The following is a 21,860-nucleotide window of genomic DNA, read 5'->3' on the forward strand; positions in this document are numbered from 1 at the left end:
GTGTGATACGCGGTCTGCTTCGTAGTTGACCAGCGCAGGTCGCTTACCAGACAAACGTTCCAACGGCTCCGGGAGTCAGGGTTGCCGTTACGGACCCGCCCCGATACCGAATGGCAAACGTCCTGGCCGAGGTTCCTTCGTTCTGCACCAGCAGGACTTTCTGGCCGGTGGGCGTGCGATAGGCCACGTTAGGCAACCCGGCCGGCTGGTTTGACGCGACGCGCACCGAACCCGGCCGGACAAATTTCGACGCGTGGGCAATGAGGTAATATGCCACGTTACGGGTCACACTCGTCCCGTCGGCGCTGATGGTTAAGGCCCCCAGGCATTCGGTGCAGCCGCCGTCGGTGTGCGGATTCTGATCTGGATCGGCGGCCAAGTTCCATTCCAACACGGTGCGGCACCAGTTGCGGGGTGCGCCGATCATCAGATTCTTCGTGTGCCAGGTCAGGTCGCCGTTGAACGCTCCTTTTGAACTCACCCACTGCTCCGTAAAGTACAGATGCTTGTCGGGGTGAGCCTGGTGCACCTGCTCCAGCGCGTCGATGGTGCCCCCGTACAGGTGGAAGGCCGACCCGTCGACGTAAGGCTTAGCGGCCGGATCGTTCAGGATGCTGATGGGGTAGTCCGGCCGGTCGGCGTTGTGATCGTACAGAATAATTTTGGTCTGGATGTTGGCCGACCTGAACGCCGGTCCCAGATGCTGCTTGATGAACAGGGCCTGCTCGGCGGGCAGCATCAGCAGACTCGGGTTGTTGCCGGGGTGCAGCGGCTCGTTCTGAATCGTAATCGCGTCAATCGGGATACCCCCGGCCTTCATTTCCTGTACGTATCGGATAAAATAGCGGGCGTAGGCGTCGTAAAACTCCGGTTTCAGGCTGCCTCCTTTCGCGTTGCCGTTGGTCTTCATCCAGACCGGCGGTGTCCACGGCGATCCCATAATTTTAATGGCGGGATTAATGGCCAGAATCTGTTTCAGCACCGGCAGCAAATCAGCCCGCTCCGGCGCTAAGCTGAATTTAGCCATTGTGGGGTCGGTTTCGCCGGTCGGTAAATCGTTGTACGTAAATACCCGGTCGCTCAGGTCGGAAGCCCCGATGCTGATGCGGAGGTAGCTGATACCGATGTGGTTGCCGTCGGTACCAAACAGTTCCTCCAGCAGGGCCGCCCGGTCGGTCGGGTTCATCCGGTTGATGAGCAGCGCACTGCCTCCGGTCATTGTGTAGCCGAACCCGTCCATCGTCTGAAAAGTCTGGGTCGTATCCACATCGATGGTGATACCGGCGCTGCTTGTTGTGCTGAAAACTAAGCGTATGCCCTGCCTGGCAAACAGGGCCGTACGGTCCGGCGTGGTCAGCCAAAGCGCAACGTCCGATTTGGCGATGGGCAACTGCACCGGGCCGGTCTGGGTGTTGGTCGACTTCTGACAACTAACCAGCAAGCCAATCGTGATGAGTAACGCGGGCAGGCCCGACTGCCGGACGGGCAGCAACCGAAGCGGGGTATGTTTTGCAGGCTGAATCATGCGAACGGAATAACGGGTATCGGACGGGTTGCCCGGCGCAAGATAGCACTTGGGTACGAATTGAACCCGCTGCTGATGGTCAGTGAATAACTTCCTTAAACACACTACGCAAACGCAGGGTTACCAGCCCAATCGTTGTGCGTTTCGTCAATACGCAACAGCAGTGCAATCCGTACGGCATACCGGCTCAACTATGAACGAAAAAGAATCTTACCTCATCGACGGGGCTGGCCGACGCTGGTTTCTGAGACAATCGTCAGCCTTGGCGGGCCTGTTCGTGCTGCCGCCGTTGCGCTCCACGGCAAACCCCGCTGCCACTGAAGCGACCAGCGTGCTCCCGGCGAAGCGGTCCGTTACCCTCAAAATCAACCGCAAAACATATAAACTCGACATCGAACCCCGCGAAACGCTGCTGGACGTGCTGCGCGAACGGCTCGACCTGACCGGCGCCAAAAAAGGCTGCGATCACGGGCAGTGCGGGGCTTGCACGGTGCACGTCGACGGGCGAACCGCCAACGCCTGCCTGCTGCTGGCCACTATGCAGCAAGGTCGCGAGATTACCACCATCGAAGGGCTGGCACCGGGCAATGACCAGTTGCACCCGTTGCAAACGGCGTTCATCAAACACGACGGCTACCAGTGCGGCTTCTGTACGCCCGGCCAGCTTATGTCGGGCGTGGCGTGCATCCGCGACGGCCACGCCGATTCCCGCGCCGAAATTCGGGAGTGGATGAGCGGCAACATCTGCCGGTGCGGAGCTTACGCGGGCATTGTGGATGCGGTGGAAGACGTACAAAAACAGGGAACGCGGGTATGAAAAACTTCGATCTGGTGCAGGCTAATCAGCCCGCCGACGCCCTCCGGCTCATCGGTGCTACGCCCAACACGCGCTTTATTGCGGGCGGCACCAACCTCGTGGACCTGATGAAATACGGAGTCGAACGGCCCGATACGCTGGTCGACATCAGCCGCCTTCCGTTGGATAAAGTCCAAAAAACCGCCACTGGTTTACGGATCGGTGCGCTGGCCCGCAACAGCGACGTAGCAGACGACAAACAGGTTGTGAGTCAGTTTCCGCTGTTGGCCCAGGCGTTGCTGGCGGGTGCCTCACCCCAGCTACGCAACATGGCAACCATGGGCGGCAACCTCCTGCAACAGACCCGCTGCTACTATTTCTATGACCCCAGTACGCCCTGTAACAAGCGCCAACCCGGCACCGGCTGCGGAGCCATCGGTGGCCACAACCGCATTCACGCCATTCTGGGAGCCTCAGAAAGTTGCATCGCCACCAATCCAAGCGACATGAACGTGGCCCTCAGTGCGCTCGACGCAGTGGTGCAGATTACGGGGCCGAACGGCAACCGGTCCGTGCCGCTTCTCGACTTTCACCGCCTGCCGGGCGATACGCCCCAGCGCGACAGCGTGCTGGAGCCGGGCGAACTCATCACCGCTATTGACCTGCCCTCGCCCCAGCGGGCAGGCAAGTCGCACTACCTGAAAGTGCGCGACCGGGCCAGCTACGCCTTCGCGCTGGTGTCGGTGGCGACCCGGATGGCGGTGGAAGGCGGCACCGTTCGCGAGGTACGCATCGCCCTCGGCGGGGTAGCGCACAAGCCCTGGCGACTGCCCCAGCTGGAACAGCAGATGACGGGCAAACCGGCTACCGAAGCCACCTTCCGCGAAGCCGCCCGGCAACTACTAATGGGTGCCAAAGGCTACGAACACAATAGTTTTAAAATTAAATTGGCCGAGAACACCATCGTTCGGGCCTTGCAAACGGTGGCGTGATCATGGCAAAGAAACTCATCGGCGACCCGATTGACCGCATCGACGGGGTGGCCAAAGTGACCGGCTCGGCCCGCTACTCCGCCGACATCAAACGCCCCGACCTTGTGCATGGCGTGTTGGTCATGAGTACCATCGCGCACGGGCGCATTCGCCAATTCGACACCAGCGCGACGAAGCAGGTGCCTGGCGTTCTGGACGTGATGACGCACCAGAATGTGCCCAAAATAGCCGGATCGGATAAAAACAAAAATACCGAAACTGCGTCGGACCGGGTACTGCATGTCTTTCAGGACAACCAGGTGCATTACCACAACCAGCCGATTGCGATAGTGCTGGCCAGCACGTTCGAGGCCGCCGTGGAAGGGGCCGAACGACTGCGCGTTACGTACGATGCGGAGCCGCTCAAACCCGAACTCCCTGCTAACCAGGACCGGGCCGAAACGCCCCCCCGGCTACCCCGCGAAGACGACCAGGTAGACACCAAACGCGGGGACGTGCGGGCGGGAATGACGGCCGCGACAACCCGGCTGGACGATACCTACCGAACACCCACCCAAATCCATAATGCGCTGGAGCCCCACGCCTTAGTGTCATACTGGGAGGGCGACAAACTCACGATGCACACGGCCACGCAGGCCGTTTCGGGTACCCAGAAGCGTGTGGCGGAGCTATTTGGTATACCCCGCGAAAACGTGCGGGTCATTTGCCAGTACCTTGGCGGGGGCTTTGGCAGCAAGGGTACCGTTTTTTCGCCCAATATGCTGGGGCCATTAGCTGCCCGGTTCATCAAACGCCCCGTCAGGCTGGTGCTCAAACGCGAGGATATGTTCGGCATGGTCGGGTCGCGGTCGGCCACGGTGCAGCGGTTCGCGCTGGGAGCCACCAACGACGGGCAGTTTACGGCCCTGAGCCACGACACCATCGCGCAGACGGGCGATTTTGACGATTTTGCCGAACCCGCCGGTGTTATCTCCCGAATGCTGTACGCCGTCCCGAACCAGGAAACCACGCACCGGTTTATCCGCGCTAACATCGGGTACACGTCGCCTATGCGGGCACCGGGCGAGGCTCCCGGCGTGTTTGTCCTGGAGTGTGCCCTCGACGATCTGGCTGCGCAACTCAAGATGGACCCTATCGCCCTGCGGCTGAAAAACTACGCCGAAACTGACCCCCACAAAAACCTGCCGTTTTCGAGCAAATCGCTCCGGGCCTGCTACGAACAGGGAGCCGCGCGGTTCGGCTGGGACAAACGCAACCCCACGCCCCGGTCGGTGCGCGATGGCAACTACCTCGTTGGCATGGGCATGGCCACGACCGTGTACCCCGTCAACCGCGCCGAATCGTCAGCCAGCGTCCGTCTGAACGCCGACGGAACCGTGAACGTGCAGACGGCGACGCAGGATTTGGGCACGGGTACGTTCACGATTATGAACCAGTTGGTGGCGGAGGTATTCGACATTTCGCCCGACTTGGTTACGCTGAGCGCGGGCGACTCTACGCTTCCCGAAGCTATTGGGTCGGGCGGGTCGCGCACGACCGTCACGACCGGCTCGGCGGTGGTGCAGGTAGCGCGGGAAGTGCTCGCGAAAGCAAAAAAGATGGCGTTCTCCGACAAAAAATCACCACTCTATGCCGCACCCGAATCGGACCTGATGGCCGAAAATGGGCGGCTCGTGCGGAAGTCTGACCCGCGTCAGGGGGAGTCGTTCAGCAGTTTGCTGAAGCGCAACGGCGGCAAACCCATTGAGGACATGCAGGAGTCGAAAGCGGGCGACGAAAAAAATAAGTACTCGATGTACGGCTTTGGGGCCATCTTCGTCGAAGTACGGGTGGATGAGGCCTTGGGCGAAGTGCGGGTGTCGCGGATGCTGTCGACGGTGGCGGCCGGTAAGATTGTGAACGCCAAAACGGCGCGGAGTCAATTGCTGGGCGGCATGATCTGGGGCGTCAGCATGGCCCTGCACGAAGATACCCTCCGCGACCCCCGCACGGGTCGCATCATGAACCCGAACTTAGCCGAATATCACGTGCCCGTCAACGCCGACATCCGGGACATCAACAACCTGTTCATTGAGGAAGAAGACACCATTGCCAACCCGGCGGGCGTAAAAGGCATTGGCGAAATGGGTATCGTCGGTAGCGTATCGGCCATTGCCAACGCCATCTTCAACGCCACCGGCAAACGCCACCGCGAGCTGCCCATAACGCCCGATAAAGTGCTGGCGTAACGGATGCGGACGGTAATGAACGGGTCGTTCGCTTTCTCCAAAGTCGGGTATGCCAGCCTGTCAGCGATTCGACGGCCGGTCTGAAGCGGGCTGCGCAATGGAGGCAACTTCGGGAATGTTGTTTAGTTTTTCGATGGCCAGCAACTGCTTCATGGTTTTCTCCATGCCGTCGGTTGAGCCGTCTAAAAAAATGACATTGCCTTTGCTGGCTTCGGCGAAGTGCTTGATGGCTTCGGTCCAGATCGAGAACAGAATCAGCGACGCATCGAGGTCGGCTTCGTTCATTACTTTGGCGGACTCGGCCATACCTTTGGCCACTTCTTCGCGGAACAGCGCCACGCCCTGACCGCGCAACTGAGCGGCCGTTTTTTCGGCTTCGGCCGATATTTTGATGGCGTTGCCTTCCGCTTCGGCAGCTTTGGTCTTCGTGATGAGCAGCGCCTGTCCTTCGTTCTCAGCGGCTGCTTTCAGGTTAGAAGACGCCACCACCTGCGCCATGGAGCGCATAATGACCTCATCGAAGGCAATGTCGTTCAGTTGCAGGTCGGTGAGGTGATAACCCCAGGTTTCGAGCAGCGTGTCGATCTGATTTTTGACGTGTTCGATAATTTCGGAGCGGAGCGCCAGGATTTCGGACTGCCGTTTGGTGGCCACAAAACTGCGAATTGACCCTTCGATGGTTCGAATTAGGGCTTGCATAAACGAGGCTTCGTCGATGAATTTGAACGCCACATTCTTGATCGTTTCTTCCTCCTGATTCAGCACCGAATACACCAGCATCGCCTTAAAGTTGACGTTGGCCTGATCGGCCGTGATCGCCTGAAACGCCAGTTCGACGGAGCGGTTCTGAATGGAAATACGTCGGTAGATAAACTCGATAAATGGAATCTTGAAGTTCAGACCGGGCGTCATCACCCGGTTGTATTTCCCGAAAATGGTGACGACGGCCACCGTGCCCTGCTGGACGATAACGACGGATAGAAAGGCAACGACAGCCGCCAGAAGAACTAAAACCGGCAAGAAGAACATGGTGGTGGGTGGTTTAAGAAATCGTGGTCAACCCTGACTAATAGGTTTCGTACTCAAATCGCAGCGTTTCTACGGCATTGCCACCAATCGTGGTGTACCGGACGGTGGGCAGGTCGGCCGCGTTGTATTCATGGCGGAATGTTAACCCGCCAATGGTAGTTATATTGTTTCGGCTTAACGTATTCAGGTTCGGAAAATTGGTGCTGACACCGCCGAAATAAGTTGGAACCACGTACACCCCAAAAAACGGATTGATCTTCGTATCGTAGGTTAAACTGCCCTCGTCACGAGAGGGGGAGCCGGAGAAAGTACTACTGGTGGTGACAACGTTGAATGCCGTTAACTTATCGCTCGAGTAAGCGAACTCACCAACGGAAGTAATCGAACCCCGACTGCCCTGAAAGTAGTTGATTTTCGTGCTACCAATTAACTGGTTAGCGGCATTGTACCGAAGCTGGACCACATACCCCAACGTGTTGGCGTCGTTCAGCGTCGCCAAATCCACTATGGTCTGATTAGGAGCCGCCAGCAGGTAATTGGCGAGAGAATATCTGATTTCCGTTACGTTACCAGCCGCGTCATAACTAAGCTGATTCTGTTCACTGAACGGCTTAAAAATGGAACCGGGTACGGCAATAACCTGGCGCTGGTGGAGGATTAGCCGGTTCTGCCCATCGTACCGATACGTATTCCGCTCGACTTGGGCCGCCGAGCTATCGGGCGACTGGTAAGCAACTACGGCGCTTAAACGTTCCTGCGTGTCGTACCTGAATGAACTGATTTTTGCCGAGTTATTAGGCAGATCCTGAGAAAGCGTTTTCACCCGAAAACGAGTCGCAGTCGTCGGGGCGGGGGTAGGCGTGCCGGGGGTGACTGCTGGAGCCGTAGGGTCCTGGCATGACGCAAGCGTCAGGGCTATCACCAATCCAGTAAAGCCGATTAGTAACCGGTGTGTATGCATAAACAGGTTTGTTAAAACGAAGTTGAAGGTAACGCGCCCGATTGTCGTTGCAAAACGACTGTTACGAAATCAGCGGAGTCGTTTGCCGGGCATATCCCGTCCGTTCTGATGCAGAATGAGCTGCTCAACGCTGCCTTTCTCGTTGGCCACAAATGTAACCTGTGCGTCAACTACTTTGAGGTAAAATTTAGCTTTCGATTCGGCGAAAAGCTCAAACCGACTCTGACCAGTGGCCTGTCCGTATAGTTTGTCACCTTCCCGCGTAATGACAATCGAAAACGTTGGCGCCAATTGATAATTGCCGACGTACGATGCCAGCGTGGCCGTATCGACTGCCGTCACCACGGTCTTCGGCGCTTCCACCACTTCGCCAAGCTCCTTAAGTTTAGCAAACCCATTATCATTGCGCGGGTTTAGTTCGACCGACTTTTTATAATCCTGGATAGCAGCCGTTTTGTTGCCCATGTTCATGTAGGCCTCGCCCCGGCTGTCGTACACGTTGTAGGAAGCGGGGAACGCTTCGGCATTGAGCGTAAACACCGCAACGGCTTCGGGCAGTTTTCCGTCGCCCATCAACTCATACCCCAACTGGTTCACCTCACCCTCGGTAAGGCTGTAGGCTTTATCGGTCTTCCAGGCATTAAATTTCTGTCTCGACTGCGCCAGCGGTTCCGACAACACCGATTGCCGGAGCAAGTCAGTAACAGGCTTTTTCGGTGCTTCAACGGGCTGGTCGTACAGGATATTGACAATGTTTGTTTTAATAGCGTCGAGCGGAGCACCGCCCGTGTTGTTGAGCAGAACAATTAGTTGCCGGTCTTTGGGCATCCGGCTAATCAGGGTATTGAAACCGTTGATGCCACCACCGTGCTCAATCACGAGCAGGCTGTCTTTCAACTGGCCGATTTTGATGTTGCCCGTTCCCCAGCCGTAGGCATAATGCGACAGAAACGGGGTGAACATCGTCGCTTTTGCGCGGGCCGACAGCAATTTATCACTGTACAGGGCCTGGTCCCAGCGGTATAAGTCGGCCACCGTCGAGTACAGTGAGCCAGCCGCGTACGGAATCGACATGTCTAAATACGGTGCGTTGACGTAGCTGCTCCCCCGTTTTTCGTAACCTGCGGCCCGTTTAGCCAGTATCGGGCTGGCTAAATCATAACCCGTATCGGTGAGCTTCAATGGTGTTAGAATGTTGGTTTTCAGCACCTCGGCGTAGGATTTGCCTGTTATCTTTTCAATGATGACGCCCAGCAAAAAATAGCCGGAGTTGTTGTACGAAAATTTCGAGCCGGGTTCAAACTCCAGTGGTAGGTCGGCAAATTTTTTGGTAAAGGCTTCGGGCGTATACGGGTCGCGGCTATCCTGCTCAAAGAACTTTGGGAAACCCGTGTAGCTGGGAATGCCTGATGTGTGGGTGAGCAGGTGATGGATCGTGATTTTATCGCCCGTCGCTTTTGAATAGTCCGGCAGATAGTCGGTGATTTTTCCGTCTAATTTCAGCTTTCCCGCTTCGACCAATTGCATGATGAGCATGGCCGTAAACTGCTTGGTAATGGAGCCAAGCCGGAACTTGGTATCGGGCGCGTTTGGGATGTTCCACTCCATATTAGCCATTCCGTAACCTTTTTTGAAGATCACCTGCCCTTTTTCGGCTACCAGCACGGTGCCGTTAAACTGCCGATTGGCAACGTACTGGCCAACAAGGGCGTCGATTTTAGCGGCTTTGTCTTGGGCAAACGTCGCTGAACCAGCCAGCAGAATGGCAATGACGGTCAGGGGTATGAGTTTATGCGTGAGGATTGTTTTCATGTGGGATGGTGAAAAGATGATCGTTTGTCAAGATTACCCTTTTTCCACTTTCCGATAATCCTCAACTTATCAATCGGCTAATCACCCGGATAAACGGCATAAAAAACCCGTCCTGATTGAACTGTTCAATCAGGACGGGTTTTTTATGCCGTTTAGTGTAGACGTCGTATTAACTCGCTTGCTTGAGCACGTTCCAACTTTCGAGCGGGATAGACACTTGTTTGGCAGGCGGTTGGCCATTTTAGTAAATGGCATCGAAGCGGCTTTCGATCTGCTTTAATGTTTTTACGTCGTAGTATTTCTCTCCGCAGTAGACACTTTACGGGCGAGTAACAAGCGATGATTCATGCGTAAACCTGTCCTTGACGTAAGTGCTGAACTCATTAGCCAGTTCATCCGCCAAAGTCAATGGATCAATGGATAGTGCTTCGCAAATTCTGAAGACAATTGGCATAGTAGGTTTACTTTCACCCTGTTCGATGCGGGCGAGATGGGGCTGTTTAATACCGGCTAAAACGGACAATTGCGCTTGGGTTACACCCTTTTGTTCCCGTTGTTCGACCAATAGCTGTGATATCGTTTTCATAATTCGCACATTTTCAGAGTATTACATCCGGTGATGAAACAAAAATAGTTCAATTCGATCCGTCAGGTTTTCAACTAAAGATTGATTTTGTTTAGGCACCCGAACCAGGGAGTCTAACAGCTTACTTTGCAAAGTGGCTAAAGTCAAAAAGACTACTTCGATTTGATCGTCAGATGGAGTGTCTACAGCCTCAAGATCATCAAGAGCGGCCTGTAATCGTACTAATGCCTGTTCAATATCGAAATCAGAGCCTGTTATTTCGGTTAATAACCAAGCAACCTCACTCCAGATTTGGCGTATTCGTTCGATCATTTAGGGTTTAGTTTACCAAATGTAGATTAAACCCTGCGCGTTTACTCATTCTATCAGTGGGCCACCAACCAGTTCTCGCCTACGCCGATGCCGGTCTCCATCTGAACGCCCATTGGAATGGCGTTCTTCATGATGTGATCGATGTTCTCGCGCAGGTGATCGAGTTCGTCGCGGTGGGCGTCGAAAACGAGTTCGTCGTGCACGGTCAGGATCATCTTCGATCTTAACTGCTCCCGACGCATGAACTCGTGAATCTGGATCATGGCAATCTTGAGCATGTCGGCCGCGCTGCCCTGAATGGGAGCGTTCACGGCGTTGCGCTCGGCAAACATTCGGTCGGTGATGTTGCGCGAGTTGATGTCGCGCAGGTAGCGCCGACGGCCCAGAATGGTTTCGGCGTACCCGAAGCCCCGCGCTTTCTCGATGCACTGGTCGATGTAGGCTTTCACGGCCGGGAACCCCGCGAAATACTCCTCAATGATCGTGGCCGCTTCCTTGCGCGGAATCTTTAGCCGCGCGGCCAGCCCGAACGACGATATGCCGTAAATGATGCCAAAGTTGATGGTTTTGGCTTTCCGTCGCATGTCTCCCGATACGTCTTCTAAGTCGACGTGGAATACCTTACTGGCCGTCTGGGTGTGAATATCGACGTTATTATTGAATGCGTCGAGCATGGTTTGGTCGCCACTGAAAGCCGCCATAATCCGCAGTTCGATCTGCGAATAGTCCGCCGACATGATCAGGAATTCCGGTCCGCGCGGTACAAATGCTTTACGGATTTCCTGACCACGGGGTGTCCGAATTGGGATGTTTTGCAGGTTCGGGTTGGCTGAACTGAGCCGTCCCGTGCTGGCTACGGCCTGGTTGAATGACGTATGAATCCGGCCGGTGCGCTTACTGATGAGCAGCGGCAGGGCATCGACGTAGGTATTTTTAAGTTTAATCAGTTCGCGGTAGTCCAGAATCTTGCGGGCAATCTCGTGTTCGGCTTCGAGCTTGGAGAGGATCTCCTCGCCCGTGGCGTACTGCCCTGTTTTGGTCTTTTTGGCGTTCTTGTCAAGCTTGAGCTGGTCAAACAAAATTTCGCCCAACTGCTTCGGCGATCCGATGTTGAAGGGGCCGCCCGCAATCTCGAAGATCTCCTGCTGCACCTGCTTCATGTCCACGTCGAGCGTCGCCGAGAGATCGGCGAGGGCGTTGGTGTCGAGGGTGATGCCTTCGAGTTCGAGGTCGGTCAGCACCTGTACAAGCGGCATCTCAACCTGGTCGAAGAGTTTATTCAGACCGTCTTTTTCGAGCCGGGGCGCAAACGCGTCGCGGAGTTGCAGGGTAATGTCGGCGTCTTCGCCCGCGTACTCAACCACCTTCTGCACGTCAACGTCCCGCATGGTGAGCTGGCCTTTGCCTTTCTTACCAATGAGTGCTTCGATCTCGACGGGCTGATAGTTCAGGTACGTCATGGCCATCATGTCCATGTTGTGGCGCATTTCTGGCTCAATCAGGTAGTGGGCAATCATCGTGTCGAACAGCTTGCCCTGCACATCCACGCCGTACTTTTTGAGCATCAGCAGGTCGTATTTCAGGTTCTGCCCGATTTTCTCGATCAACGGATTCTCAAACACGGGCTTAAACTCGTCCACGACAGCCTGGGCCTCGGCGCGGTGGGTGGGAACGGGCACGTAGAAGGCTTCACCAGCGCGGTAAGCAAACGACAGTCCTACCAGATCGGCCTCAACCGGATCAATGGCGGTGGTTTCGGAGTCGAAGCAAAGGCTGGTCTGTAAACTCAAATACTCAATCAGGCTGGCCCGCAGTTCAGGCGTATCGACCAACCGGTAGTCGTGCTTCGTGGACAGAATGTTCTTCCGGCGTTCGGGCTGATACTCATCAATCTCGTAGTCGGGATAAACATCAAGATAAGCCGGAGCGTCAGTCTCTGTCACTTCCTTACCAATAGCATCGTCAGTCGTAACCGTGTCCGTCACTTCATCGGAAGTTGCCGACGAAGCGGATGCGGCAGGGGTTGTCACTTTGGTACGCTTTGATTTCGGTTTAACCGCTGGTGCCGATTCAACGGCCGGTGCGGCATCTTCAACCGGCGTGGAGACGCTGTCGAAATCGAATGGCAAGTCGTCGGCCCCAGACGGTTTGACCGCTCCCATATTAGAGAATGGCGAGAAAGCGGGCGTGTCGCCACCGGGCGAGTCGAACAGGTCCATTTGAGCAGACTGACCGTTCTGAAACGCGGTGGGCAGGGGTTTCTCGTCATAAGTGCCTCCCAGCAACCGCGTTTTCATCTGCCGGAACTCCAGCTCGTCCAGCAGCGCGGCCAATCTCGGCTTGTCGTATTCGGTATGGCGCAGAAAGTCTTCATTGAAGTCGACGGGTACGTCCAAGTGAATTGTCGCTAACTGTTTCGACAGCATACCCTGCTGCCCGAAGTTGACGACGTTTTCTTTAAGCTTGCCTTTTAGTTGATCAGCGTTGGCAATCAGGTTCTCGACCGAGCCGAAATCGGCAATGAGTTTCTGGGCAGTTTTCTCGCCAACGCCCGGAATTCCGGGAATGTTATCGACCGAATCGCCCATCAGCCCAAGCATGTCCGTCACCTGCTCGATTCGTTCGATCTGCCAGCGGTCGAGTATGTCCTGCACGCCTAATTTCTCGGCGGGTTTGCCCATGAACGCGGGCTTATAAATATGAACGTGCTCTTCCACCAACTGCCCGTAGTCCTTGTCGGGCGTCATCATGTACACTTCAAAACCGGCCAACGAGGCTTTCTTGGCAATAGTCCCAATGACGTCGTCGGCTTCGTAGCCGTCCATAATCAGCATGGGAATGTGCATGGCTTCAATGATCTGCTTGATGTAGGGCGTGGCCACGCTGATGTCTTCCGGCTGTTTTTGCCGGGTGGCTTTGTACATCGGGAACTGCTCGTGCCGGAAGGTCTTTTTCGAGGAGTCGAAGGCAACGCCAATATGGGTCGGTTTTTCTTTGGTGAGCACCTCGATCATGGCGTTCATGAAGCCGAAGATGGCTGAGGTGTTCACCCCCCTGGACGAGATACGGGGCGATTTGCTGAAGGCAAAATGAGCGCGGTAGATAAGCGCCAGCGCGTCTAACAAAAACAGTTTTTTGGTTGGTTTAGCCATTCGATACGAGCAGAAATCAAGGGGCAAAGGTCGGCAGTTCAGCGGATAATCACGCTCTCCAAAGCTGACAGATTTAGCACTAAAGCAGGAAGAATTACCTATAAACACAACAGCCCCGCCAAGGTTTTGATTCCTCCCTAACAGGTGCTGTCCCACCAAAACCAACAGACCGCCCCAAGCTGATTGGGGCGGTCTGTACCTGGTATATTGTGTACTAATCAAGCGTACCCATTACGGCAGCAGCACCCGGTCGATCTTGTGAATAACGCCGTTGGTGGCGTTAATGTCCCGATTTTGGGCTGTTGGGCTGTTCGCCAATACATTTGATGCGTTGGTGCCATTGCCCGGACTTAGCAGAGAAACCGCATTGTTAGTACCCACCGTAGCCGTTACAGAACCAGTTCCAAAGGTTGTGATTGCCTGTCCATTGGTTAATGCTGGTGAATAAGCACGGGCGTTTGCTACAACATGATTGGTCAGGATAGCAGTGAGCACCGTTGGGTCAGCCGCGTTGATAGCTGAGACGGAGTTGTAAGGCGTTGTCCGAAAGGCCGCGTTCGTAGGAGCAAAAACCGTCAGGGGTGTGGTGCCGCCCAAAGCGCCCGTCACGGCGGCTCCACCCCGCAACGCAGCCGCCACCAAGAAGCTGAGTGTGGTGTCGGCCTGGGCAATTTGTAGTATGTTACCCGCTGGTGGCAGCAGCACCCGGTCGATTACGTGAACGACACCATTAGACGCCTGTACGTCGGCCTGCAATACCCGCGCCCCGTTCACCGACACGCCTGTTCCTGTCGTGCCCGATGTCGATGCCGCTTTGCTGACGTAGATTGTGCCATTAGTGCTCAGCGACGTTGGCTGCGCCGTTTGCCCAGTTGCAATGGCCGAGGAAGCCACCGAACCACTAAGGACATGATAAAGCAATATTCGGCGCAGGGTAGTGTCAGCAGCCGCCGTAACCGCAGCCGCATCGGCAAAGCCAGCCGCCCGGAACGCATCGTCGGTGGGTGCGAAGACGGTAAATGGTCCCGTCCCCGACAGGGTAGTTGCCAGGCCAGCTTTGGTAACGGCGGCTTCAAGCAGGGTAAACTGATCGTTTGCCACGACCAAGTCCGTGATTGTCTGCGGAGTTGGTGTAGTGATTGGATTTTCGTCGTCTTTGCACGCAGTAAATGTTAGCATCAAAGCGAATACTGATACTGACGCGACCGACAGGCTACGCATCCGGCGGCTGTTTTTGAATGAATTGTTAAACATAGCGGTTTGAGTTGTTTGTTAGTAAAGCGCATTAGTAGAGTATTTATTGCGCCCTTTTTACGAAACGGCCGCTTTACTGTTTTGTTTAATCAATTCTCGAAAATCCTCCACAAAATTCATCGCTGTTTGGTGATCGCCCGGACGGCTTTTATTACTTCCGGCACGGCCAGCGCAGCCGATGCAATCGATAGCGCCGAGGCTGCCTGACAATACGCGCAAAGCGCTTTATTCTCCGCCCATTCCTCGCGGGCCAACTGTAAGTTCGTACCCACGTCGGCCAGAATTTTTGCGCCCAGTGCAATGGGTAACCACGGTTGTTTTTTGGCCCGGTCCTTACCCCCGGCCGCAGCTAACCAGGCTGTTAGTCCGTACGTCACGATCATCAGCACGGCGTCGGGCGTGTCGAGCCGTTTGTAGGCGTAGTCCGACGCGTTGACTTTGTTGGAGTCGATGTACGGAATCGGCGGGTCGGGCAGGCGTTTGATAATGCCCGTCTGGTACAGGGTCACGATTTGCCCGGCAGCGGCACCCAGCAGCGACAGGCCAATAATCCAGCGTCGGTTAGTCAGTTCGGGCGATTGCCCTTCGCGCAGTTCACGCGAGAGTTGTGTTGGATTCATTACGTTGAGAATGAAAAATGGATAATGAGTAATGCACAATGTCCAATTACGACCATTGTGCATTACTCATTATCCATTACCAACCGTTTTTAGTTTGAAGAAAATGAGCCAACGACCCGGTTTACACCTGTTCAGGTTGCGGCTTGGATTCGCCCACCGGTTGCCGGTATTTTTGGAATGGGATTTTGAGCAGATTGCCGACGTGCGAATGCTCGTGCGGTTCGAGGTGCGTGTCGATGCCGTATTTCAAGTCGCGGCCCGCCATTTCGTGGTACGTGCCGAAGAGCCGGTCCCAATAAGGGAAGATGTTGCCATAATTGGTGTTGGTCACGGGCATCACGTAATGATGGTGAACGTGGTGCATGTTGGGCGTCACAATGAATAGACCCAGCAGCCGGTCGGCCCAGCGGGGCAGTTCGATGTTGGCGTGATTAAACTGTGACAGTGCTACTGACAGCGCCTGATACATAAACACGAGCCACATTGGCGCACCCGTGATGAGCACAGCAACTAAGGTAAACACAAACCGTATCACGCTTTCGCCGGGATGGTGGCGGTTAGCAGTCGTTGTGTCGACGTAGGTGTCGGTATGGTGAATCAGGTGAAAGCGCCACAGAAACTTCACTTTATGCTCGGCCCAGTGGGGTAACCAGGCACCAATCAGGTCGAGGGCGAGCAGGCCCACGATGGCCTCGACCCAGAGCGGCCAGTTAATCCACTGCATTAGCCCAACGCCATTCTGAACGGTCCAGTCACTGGTGCGGAGCAGCAGGAAGGCCAGCGCGAAATTGACCACGATGGTCGTGAGCGTAAAAAAGAAGTTGATACCCGCGTGGTGCACTTTTCGGTACTCGAACCGAATCAGTGGCACGGCACTTTCGATCAGCCAGAAGAGGGTAATGCCACCGACCAGAATCAGGCTGCGGTGCGACGACGGAATGTGCTCAAAATAGGCGACCAGACGCTCCATAACGTGTTGTATTTATCTTGGATTGAATTACACAAAAATAGGGATAAATAGTTTCGTAAGTCTCGGTTTGCCCATCTCGATTTTCGGTCGTTGGTTTGTGACACAGTTGGTCAGTAAGTAAGTTAATAAGTCGGTCAGCTACCAGTACATGTGCAGATTGACACCAACTAACTCCTTGACTGACCAACTTGCCAACTGATCCAACTACAGGAATGCCCCAACCCAAATTTGCCCGAGAATCCATAACGGTGATGACCGAAATGGTCCTGCCTAACGATACCAACACGCTCAACAACCTGATGGGCGGGCGGCTGCTCCACTTCATGGACATTGCGGCCGCCATTGCCGCCCAGAAACACTCGAACCGCATTGTGGTGACGGCCTCGGTCGATAACGTATCGTTTGCCGAACCGATTCGTTTAGGCAATATCGTGACCATGAAAGCCCAGGTAACGCGGGCGTTCAGTTCGTCGATGGAAGTATTTATTGAAGTATGGGCCGAAGATATTCCGGCCGGGATTCGGGTCAGCACCAACAGTGCCTTTTACACGTTTGTGGCCGTTGACCAAAGCGGCCGACCCATTGAAGTGCCCGCCGTGACGCCCGAAACCGACGAGGAAAAGGACCGCTACGCCAGCGCCCTCCGCCGACGCCAGTTGCGCTTAGTACTCGCCGGGCGTATGAACGCCCAGGATGCCGTTGAACTGCGGGAATTTTTAAAAGTTTGATAATAAATAATGCAGAATGTACAATGGCAGTGGCGTCATTGTCCATTCTGCATTATTTATTGATTATTGAGCCAGCCGCAGCGACTGCCACGCCACCATTTGCCACTGTCCACCATTTTTAACGTACACGTCGGTATAGCGCAGGCGGGTGTTGATGGTCTCGCCGTTGTTGATTGCCTTAATCGCGCAAACCCCGTTAATAACGGCCGTGTTGCCGTACACGCGCACTTTCTGCTCCTGCACGTCGATGGCGTCGTACTTGGATTTGCCATCGCGGATTGACTGGATATACGCCTGCTTGCCATCCACGTTGCCGCTGGAGTGCGTGTAAACCATATCGTTGGCCAATACCCGGTCCAGCACGGCGTAATCTTTCTTTACCTGCGCATCGAACCGCTGTTTCTCGGCGTCGGAAACCGCCCGTTCATCGGCCGATGGCGAGACCGCCGTTTGGGCGTGAACGAGTTGAACGGACAGAATCAGGCAAAGGGTTAGTAGTAGTTTCATGGTCTGTGTTTTGTCCGTAAAAAGAAAGCCTTGTGGTTCTTCTACCGCTCCGGGTCGTTCATCTGCGTGATGGCCTGATACACCAACACCTTAAATTTGTCGTTCAGATCGCCGTAGCTGTTGGGCACCTTTTGCGTATACAGCAGCGCCACAACGTTCTCTTTCGGATCGACCCAGTACGTGGTGCCGAAGAACCCGCCCCAATCAAACGTTCCCTGCGACGCGGGCAGACGGGCCGCGCTTCGCTCGGAGGTGATGGCAAAACCCAGTCCGAATTTGTTGATGCCCTGGTTCAGATCGCCGATTTGATTGGTAGTGATGAGCCGCACGGTTGTTGGGCTAAGAAAGCGTTTGCCGCCGTATTCACCCCCGTTCAGTACCATCTGCAGGAAAATGGCGTAGTCGTACAGCGTACCCGACAACCCCGCACCCCCCGAAAAATACGTACCCGCCTGCCTGGGATAATCTTCCGATATGCCGCCCAGCGATGGCATCCGCCGAACGGCCTTTGTGGAATCTTCCGTGTATAATCTGGTGAGCCGGGCCTGCTTGGCCGTGGGCAGATAGAAATACGTGTCGTTCATGCCCAGCGGTTCAAACAGCCGCGTCCGCAGAAACTGGTCGAGCGACTGCCCCGACAGCATTTCGATCAGGTAACCCACCACGTCGGTGCTTAGGCCGTAGGTCCATTTGTCGCCGGGGTTGTGCATCAGTGGCAGGGCGGCTAACCGGGGCATCACCTCGGCTAACGTGTTGGCGGGTGTGCCAATGCCGCTCGGAATGCCGTTTTTAGCATAGATGGCTACGGCTTCTTTCGTGCCGATGGTTGGGTAGCTGATGCCCGACGTGTGGGTCAGCAACTGCCGGATGGTGATCTCCCGCTTGGCCGGAACGCTGGTGTAGGAGGTGTCTTTTTCGTTAAATTTATCCAGCACCTTCGGGCTTTTGAAGGCCGGAATGTACTTCGAGATGGGGTCGTCGAGCAGGAATTTACCTTCTTCAAACAATATCATCAGTCCAATGCTGGTGATGGCTTTCGTCTGCGAGGCAAGCCGGAAAATAGCGTCGCGTTTCAGGGGCGTTTTAGCGGCTACGTCGTCCTGCCCGTAGGCTTTATGATAAACGACACGCCCGTTGCGGGCTACCAGCACGGCCACGCCCGCCTGTCTGCGGTTGGCGATGTAGTCGTTGATAACGGCGTCCATCCGCTGAAGCCGGGCCGCATCCATGCCAACTGCTTCAGGCTGAGTCTCTTGCAAAACGGAGTTACCACTGGCGGTGCGGGCGGTTGTGACTCGGGCAGCGGTCTGAGCCGTAGCCGACAGAAAAAAACCGGCCATCAGGCCGGTTAGAATGCATGTTTTCATGAATGAACCGGAGTTAGGAACCGGCGCAAGGTAGCTATTTCTTTGTACCCTTAATATCGCCCCGCTTAGTAAGTGTAACCCCCAACCGTAGCGTTTCAGCGACTGTATTCAGCGTGAACGTCTTGTCCTGTACCACAAATTGTCCCTGAGCCGTGTAATTAGCATCGTATGTTGTTCCCCCAAATGCCAGCGGTTCAGTCTGCTTGTCAATAACAGTGAAGGTAGCATCGGTGAGTTCAGCCGTTAATGATTGTTTAGTAGAACCGTTGAATAATAATTCCATGTAAACTTGATTGCCCGTCTGCGCCTTCGTCACCGTAATCTGCACGGTACCTGCTTCGGGGGGATTTGCCGGAAGGGCGTTGTTGATATACGTAGTCGAGGTGTAAGATCCTTCATATGTACCCACATACTGATCGCGTGGATCGACGTCCGCTCCACCAAGGCCGGATTTCTTGCAGGCGGTCGTTAATGAGCCAATGAGCACAATGGCCAGCAGGACATTGCGAACCGAACGAATGGTGTAAGGAATATCCATGATAGCGTATAAAGATAAGTTGAGTTTCCCCTATCAAACGCCGTGTTGAGCCTATCAAGTATAATTATTCAGGGAATGAGCGAATTTGTCACCACCGCACCTGACCATCACCAATCACGATCCACTTTTCGGTGACTAATTTCTCCAGCGCAAACGGGCCGCGGGCGTGCAGCTTCTGGGTCGAAATGCCAATTTCGGCTCCCAGACCAAACACGGCTCCATCGGTGAAGCGTGTCGAGGCATTGGCATACACCGCAGCCGCATCAACCTCGCTCAGGAAACGGTCGATAACGGGCTGGTTCTGCGAGAGGATCGCTTCGGAGTGCCGCGAGGAGTAGTTCTGGATGTGCGACAGCGCTTCGTCCGGCCCGGCCACGACCTTCACGGCAATTTTATAATCCAGAAACTCGCGGCCAAAGTCACCAGGTTGAGCCGGTTGTAGACTGATGTAACCAGCCCGCTCAAAAATTCCGTACGCTGTTTCGTCGGCAAATACCTCGACGTTCCATTTTAGGAAGTCGGCCGTGAGCATCGGCACAAAACGGCCCGCAATGGCTTCGTCTACGAGTAGGCAGTCGAGCGAATTACAAACCGACGGACGGGATACCCGGGCGTTAACAACGATAGCCACGGCCTTTTCCAAATCCGCCGACGCTTCGACATAGGTATGGCAGACGCCCGCACCGGTTTCGATGGTGGGCACGAGCGAATGTTGGCGCACGAACTGAATCAGCGACTCCGAGCCGCGCGGGATGATAATGTCCACGTACCGCACCGCCGTCAGCAGTTCATTCACGACGGTCCGGTCGGGGGAGAGCAGGGTTACGGCGGCTTTCGGCACGTCGAATTCACTCAGAACGCCCTGAATCAAACCGACTAAATACCGGTTTGAGAAATCGGCTTCCTTGCCACCTTTCAACACACACGCGTTCCCTGACCGCAAACAGAGCGACGCCACGTCGACCGTTACGTTGGGACGCGCTTCGTAAATAACGCCCACAACGCCGAGTGGCACGGTAATTTTTCGGAGTGTCAGCCCTTGTTCAATCGTCCGGTCCACGAGTACGTCGCCAGCCGGGTCGGGCAGCACCGCCACCTCACGCAGGCTCTGCACCAGGCCGTCAATGCGGGCTTCGGTTAGTTTCAGCCGGTCGTATTTTGGGTCGGTTGGGTCCATCCGGTCGAGGTCTTTCTGGTTTTCGGCCATGATGTCGGCGGAATGGGCCGCTATGATGTCGGCAAGCCGGTTGAGTAGGTCGGTTTTGGTGGCGGGGCTAAGCCGCCGAACAACCGCTGATGCCTGCTTGGTGGCCTGAAGGAGGGGTGTGATGGGGTTCATAAAAGATACAGGTTATAAAAGCACAATATCATTGGCGTTGGCGACTTCCACGTTTTGCTGAGTGAGCTGCTGCGACAACGTTTCCGACGAAATCCGGGTTCGGGCCACGGCCACGGGTGCGTCGTGCTCGTCCCAGATCTCAACCATCTCACCAGCGGCAAACTCGCCCAGCACTGCCCGCACACCCACCGCCAACAAACTCCGCCGTTGGGCCAGTGCCCGCACCGCCCCCGCATCGACCCGCACCCGCCCAACGACTAAACTGCCACTGGCTAACCAGCGATTGCGGGCCGACAGCGACGTTTCGGAGGGAACAAATTCGGTGCCGGTTTCGCCCCGCAACGCCCGGCCGAGGTTGTCCGGCTCGTTCAGCCCGAAAATGACGACCCGAATGCCCATGCGCGTCGCCAGCTTGGCAAAGGTCAGTTTGGAGGCCATGCCGCCCAGTCCCAGCGATGATTTGTCGGGGCGCACCACCCCGAAAACGCGTTCATCGAAAGCCGTCACCTGCCGGATGGTCTGCCCATCGGCATCGAGCAGCCCGCCCACCGACGTACACAGCATGAGGGCCTCGGCCCCAAAGCCGACGGCAATGAGTGTGGCGAGTTCGTCGTTGTCCGAGAACTTCAATTCGCGGTTGCTGACGACGTCGTTTTCGTTGGCAATTGGAATGATGTTATTAGCCCAAAGTTCGTCGTACGTTTGTTTGAGTTGCAGAAACTGGTCGCGGTTGGCGAAATGATGACGTTCGCACAGGCTCTGCGCAATGGCGATCCCGTAGATGGAAAAGAACCGGGCATACTGGCTAAGCAATAGCAGGTTACCCACGGCCGCAGCGGCTTTGCGCTGGGTGATGTCGCCTCGGTAGTCATGAATCAGGGCTTTTCCCGCGCCCACTGCCCCCGACGACACCAGCACGATGCGGTAGTGCGGATGCAGCGCGGCCACCTGCCGGGCAATGTCGACCATAACCGGCTCATTGGGTTCGCCAGTGGGTTTTGTGATGGACGCCGTACCGAATTTAACAACAAGAACGGGTTTTGTCATGCGGCAAAGGTAGGGTGGGTAGGTGTGTAAGCGTATGGGTGTTTACGTGTGTCGGTTTCCGGGGCGGCCAACTCAAAAACTTATACACTCAAAAACA

Annotated in this window: 19 protein-coding genes; 4 read left to right on the plus strand and 15 right to left on the minus strand. The window is 55.5% G+C overall.

Annotated elements, in window-relative coordinates; genetic code table 11:
- Positions 1 to 43: 43 nt before the first annotated feature.
- A complete protein-coding gene (locus ACYVHB_RS18620; protein WP_461053286.1) occupies positions 44 to 1,525 on the minus strand; it encodes a glycoside hydrolase family 30 protein in 1,482 nt (493 codons plus the stop codon).
- 193 nt (positions 1,526 to 1,718) lie between these two features.
- Here ACYVHB_RS18620 and ACYVHB_RS18625 point away from each other — a divergent pair, with 193 nt between their 5' ends.
- From ACYVHB_RS18625 to ACYVHB_RS18635, 3 genes are read left to right on the plus strand one after another with little or no spacing between them, the layout of a single operon-like run.
- Positions 1,719 to 2,342 (plus strand): (2Fe-2S)-binding protein, encoded by a 624-nt coding sequence (locus ACYVHB_RS18625; protein ID WP_461053287.1) that lies wholly within the window; start codon positions 1,719 to 1,721, stop codon positions 2,340 to 2,342.
- Complete coding sequence (locus ACYVHB_RS18630) at positions 2,339 to 3,313, plus strand: FAD binding domain-containing protein (protein ID WP_461053288.1); 975 nt, start codon at positions 2,339 to 2,341, stop codon at positions 3,311 to 3,313. The genes ACYVHB_RS18625 and ACYVHB_RS18630 overlap by 4 nt, the downstream gene beginning before the upstream one ends.
- A gap of 2 nt (positions 3,314 to 3,315) precedes the next feature.
- Positions 3,316 to 5,541, plus strand: coding sequence for a xanthine dehydrogenase family protein molybdopterin-binding subunit (locus ACYVHB_RS18635; protein WP_461053289.1), 2,226 nt, complete (start codon positions 3,316 to 3,318; stop codon positions 5,539 to 5,541).
- 60 nt (positions 5,542 to 5,601) lie between these two features.
- Here ACYVHB_RS18635 and ACYVHB_RS18640 read toward each other — a convergent pair whose 3' ends face one another.
- From ACYVHB_RS18640 to ACYVHB_RS18680, 9 genes are all read right to left on the minus strand, one after another.
- Positions 5,602 to 6,570, minus strand: coding sequence for an SPFH domain-containing protein (locus ACYVHB_RS18640; protein WP_461053290.1), 969 nt, complete (start codon positions 6,568 to 6,570; stop codon positions 5,602 to 5,604).
- A gap of 37 nt (positions 6,571 to 6,607) precedes the next feature.
- Positions 6,608 to 7,531 carry a hypothetical protein gene (locus tag ACYVHB_RS18645; RefSeq protein WP_461053291.1) on the minus strand — a complete coding sequence of 308 codons (924 nt, stop codon included), beginning with the start codon at positions 7,529 to 7,531 and terminating at the stop codon, positions 6,608 to 6,610.
- 69 nt (positions 7,532 to 7,600) lie between these two features.
- Positions 7,601 to 9,343, minus strand: coding sequence for a serine hydrolase (locus tag ACYVHB_RS18650; RefSeq protein WP_461053292.1), 1,743 nt, complete (start codon positions 9,341 to 9,343; stop codon positions 7,601 to 7,603).
- Positions 9,344 to 9,662: 319 nt separating this feature from the next.
- Positions 9,663 to 9,929, minus strand: a complete 267-nt coding sequence (locus tag ACYVHB_RS18655; RefSeq protein WP_461053293.1) for a helix-turn-helix domain-containing protein — start codon at positions 9,927 to 9,929, stop codon at positions 9,663 to 9,665.
- Positions 9,930 to 9,950: 21 nt separating this feature from the next.
- Positions 9,951 to 10,241 carry a hypothetical protein gene (locus tag ACYVHB_RS18660; protein ID WP_461053294.1) on the minus strand — a complete coding sequence of 97 codons (291 nt, stop codon included), beginning with the start codon at positions 10,239 to 10,241 and terminating at the stop codon, positions 9,951 to 9,953.
- Positions 10,242 to 10,294: 53 nt separating this feature from the next.
- Positions 10,295 to 13,393, minus strand: a complete 3,099-nt coding sequence (polA, locus tag ACYVHB_RS18665; RefSeq protein ID WP_461053295.1) for a DNA polymerase I — start codon at positions 13,391 to 13,393, stop codon at positions 10,295 to 10,297.
- Positions 13,394 to 13,624: 231 nt separating this feature from the next.
- A complete protein-coding gene (locus ACYVHB_RS18670; RefSeq protein ID WP_461053296.1) occupies positions 13,625 to 14,647 on the minus strand; it encodes a fasciclin domain-containing protein in 1,023 nt (340 codons plus the stop codon).
- Positions 14,648 to 14,763: 116 nt separating this feature from the next.
- A complete protein-coding gene (locus ACYVHB_RS18675) occupies positions 14,764 to 15,267 on the minus strand; it encodes a vitamin K epoxide reductase family protein (RefSeq protein ID WP_461053297.1) in 504 nt (167 codons plus the stop codon).
- Positions 15,268 to 15,388: 121 nt separating this feature from the next.
- Entirely contained in the window at positions 15,389 to 16,237 is an 849-nt protein-coding gene (locus tag ACYVHB_RS18680) for a sterol desaturase family protein (protein ID WP_461053298.1), read from the minus strand.
- Between the two features lie 212 nt (positions 16,238 to 16,449).
- Between ACYVHB_RS18680 and ACYVHB_RS18685 the strand changes: the two genes are divergently transcribed.
- Complete coding sequence (locus tag ACYVHB_RS18685; RefSeq protein WP_461053299.1) at positions 16,450 to 16,965, plus strand: acyl-CoA thioesterase; 516 nt, start codon at positions 16,450 to 16,452, stop codon at positions 16,963 to 16,965.
- Positions 16,966 to 17,028: 63 nt separating this feature from the next.
- Here the strand turns inward: ACYVHB_RS18685 and ACYVHB_RS18690 are convergent, their stop codons facing one another.
- From ACYVHB_RS18690 to proB, 5 genes are all read right to left on the minus strand, one after another.
- Complete coding sequence (locus ACYVHB_RS18690) at positions 17,029 to 17,472, minus strand: nuclear transport factor 2 family protein (protein ID WP_461053300.1); 444 nt, start codon at positions 17,470 to 17,472, stop codon at positions 17,029 to 17,031.
- Between the two features lie 41 nt (positions 17,473 to 17,513).
- Entirely contained in the window at positions 17,514 to 18,839 is a 1,326-nt protein-coding gene (locus ACYVHB_RS18695; protein ID WP_461053301.1) for a serine hydrolase domain-containing protein, read from the minus strand.
- 34 nt (positions 18,840 to 18,873) lie between these two features.
- Positions 18,874 to 19,377 (minus strand): hypothetical protein, encoded by a 504-nt coding sequence (locus ACYVHB_RS18700; RefSeq protein ID WP_461053302.1) that lies wholly within the window; start codon positions 19,375 to 19,377, stop codon positions 18,874 to 18,876.
- Positions 19,378 to 19,465: 88 nt separating this feature from the next.
- Positions 19,466 to 20,716 carry a glutamate-5-semialdehyde dehydrogenase gene (locus ACYVHB_RS18705; protein ID WP_461053303.1) on the minus strand — a complete coding sequence of 417 codons (1,251 nt, stop codon included), beginning with the start codon at positions 20,714 to 20,716 and terminating at the stop codon, positions 19,466 to 19,468.
- A gap of 12 nt (positions 20,717 to 20,728) precedes the next feature.
- Positions 20,729 to 21,763: a glutamate 5-kinase gene (gene proB, locus ACYVHB_RS18710; protein ID WP_461053304.1), complete on the minus strand. Its 1,035-nt coding sequence runs from the start codon at positions 21,761 to 21,763 to the stop codon at positions 20,729 to 20,731.
- Positions 21,764 to 21,860 lie beyond the last annotated feature (97 nt).

Source organism: Spirosoma arcticum (assembly GCF_054779955.1).

Bases quoted from the DNA above. Each gene is read 5' to 3' on its own strand.
- polA (WP_461053295.1), bottom strand. From the start codon at position 13,393: ATGGCTAAACCAACCAAAAAACTGTTTTTGTTAGACGCGCTGGCGCTT.
- ACYVHB_RS18640 (WP_461053290.1), bottom strand. From the start codon at position 6,570: ATGTTCTTCTTGCCGGTTTTAGTTCTTCTGGCGGCTGTCGTTGCCTTT.
- ACYVHB_RS18690 (WP_461053300.1), bottom strand. From the start codon at position 17,472: ATGAAACTACTACTAACCCTTTGCCTGATTCTGTCCGTTCAACTCGTT.
- ACYVHB_RS18625 (WP_461053287.1), top strand. From the start codon at position 1,719: ATGAACGAAAAAGAATCTTACCTCATCGACGGGGCTGGCCGACGCTGG.
- ACYVHB_RS18675 (WP_461053297.1), bottom strand. From the start codon at position 15,267: ATGAATCCAACACAACTCTCGCGTGAACTGCGCGAAGGGCAATCGCCC.
- ACYVHB_RS18655 (WP_461053293.1), bottom strand. From the start codon at position 9,929: ATGAAAACGATATCACAGCTATTGGTCGAACAACGGGAACAAAAGGGT.
- ACYVHB_RS18700 (WP_461053302.1), bottom strand. From the start codon at position 19,377: ATGGATATTCCTTACACCATTCGTTCGGTTCGCAATGTCCTGCTGGCC.
- ACYVHB_RS18685 (WP_461053299.1), top strand. From the start codon at position 16,450: ATGCCCCAACCCAAATTTGCCCGAGAATCCATAACGGTGATGACCGAA.
- ACYVHB_RS18630 (WP_461053288.1), top strand. From the start codon at position 2,339: ATGAAAAACTTCGATCTGGTGCAGGCTAATCAGCCCGCCGACGCCCTC.
- ACYVHB_RS18670 (WP_461053296.1), bottom strand. From the start codon at position 14,647: ATGTTTAACAATTCATTCAAAAACAGCCGCCGGATGCGTAGCCTGTCG.
- ACYVHB_RS18705 (WP_461053303.1), bottom strand. From the start codon at position 20,716: ATGAACCCCATCACACCCCTCCTTCAGGCCACCAAGCAGGCATCAGCG.
- ACYVHB_RS18620 (WP_461053286.1), bottom strand. From the start codon at position 1,525: ATGATTCAGCCTGCAAAACATACCCCGCTTCGGTTGCTGCCCGTCCGG.
- ACYVHB_RS18680 (WP_461053298.1), bottom strand. From the start codon at position 16,237: ATGGAGCGTCTGGTCGCCTATTTTGAGCACATTCCGTCGTCGCACCGC.
- proB (WP_461053304.1), bottom strand. From the start codon at position 21,763: ATGACAAAACCCGTTCTTGTTGTTAAATTCGGTACGGCGTCCATCACA.
- ACYVHB_RS18635 (WP_461053289.1), top strand. From the start codon at position 3,316: ATGGCAAAGAAACTCATCGGCGACCCGATTGACCGCATCGACGGGGTG.
- ACYVHB_RS18660 (WP_461053294.1), bottom strand. From the start codon at position 10,241: ATGATCGAACGAATACGCCAAATCTGGAGTGAGGTTGCTTGGTTATTA.
- ACYVHB_RS18645 (WP_461053291.1), bottom strand. From the start codon at position 7,531: ATGCATACACACCGGTTACTAATCGGCTTTACTGGATTGGTGATAGCC.
- ACYVHB_RS18695 (WP_461053301.1), bottom strand. From the start codon at position 18,839: ATGAAAACATGCATTCTAACCGGCCTGATGGCCGGTTTTTTTCTGTCG.
- ACYVHB_RS18650 (WP_461053292.1), bottom strand. From the start codon at position 9,343: ATGAAAACAATCCTCACGCATAAACTCATACCCCTGACCGTCATTGCC.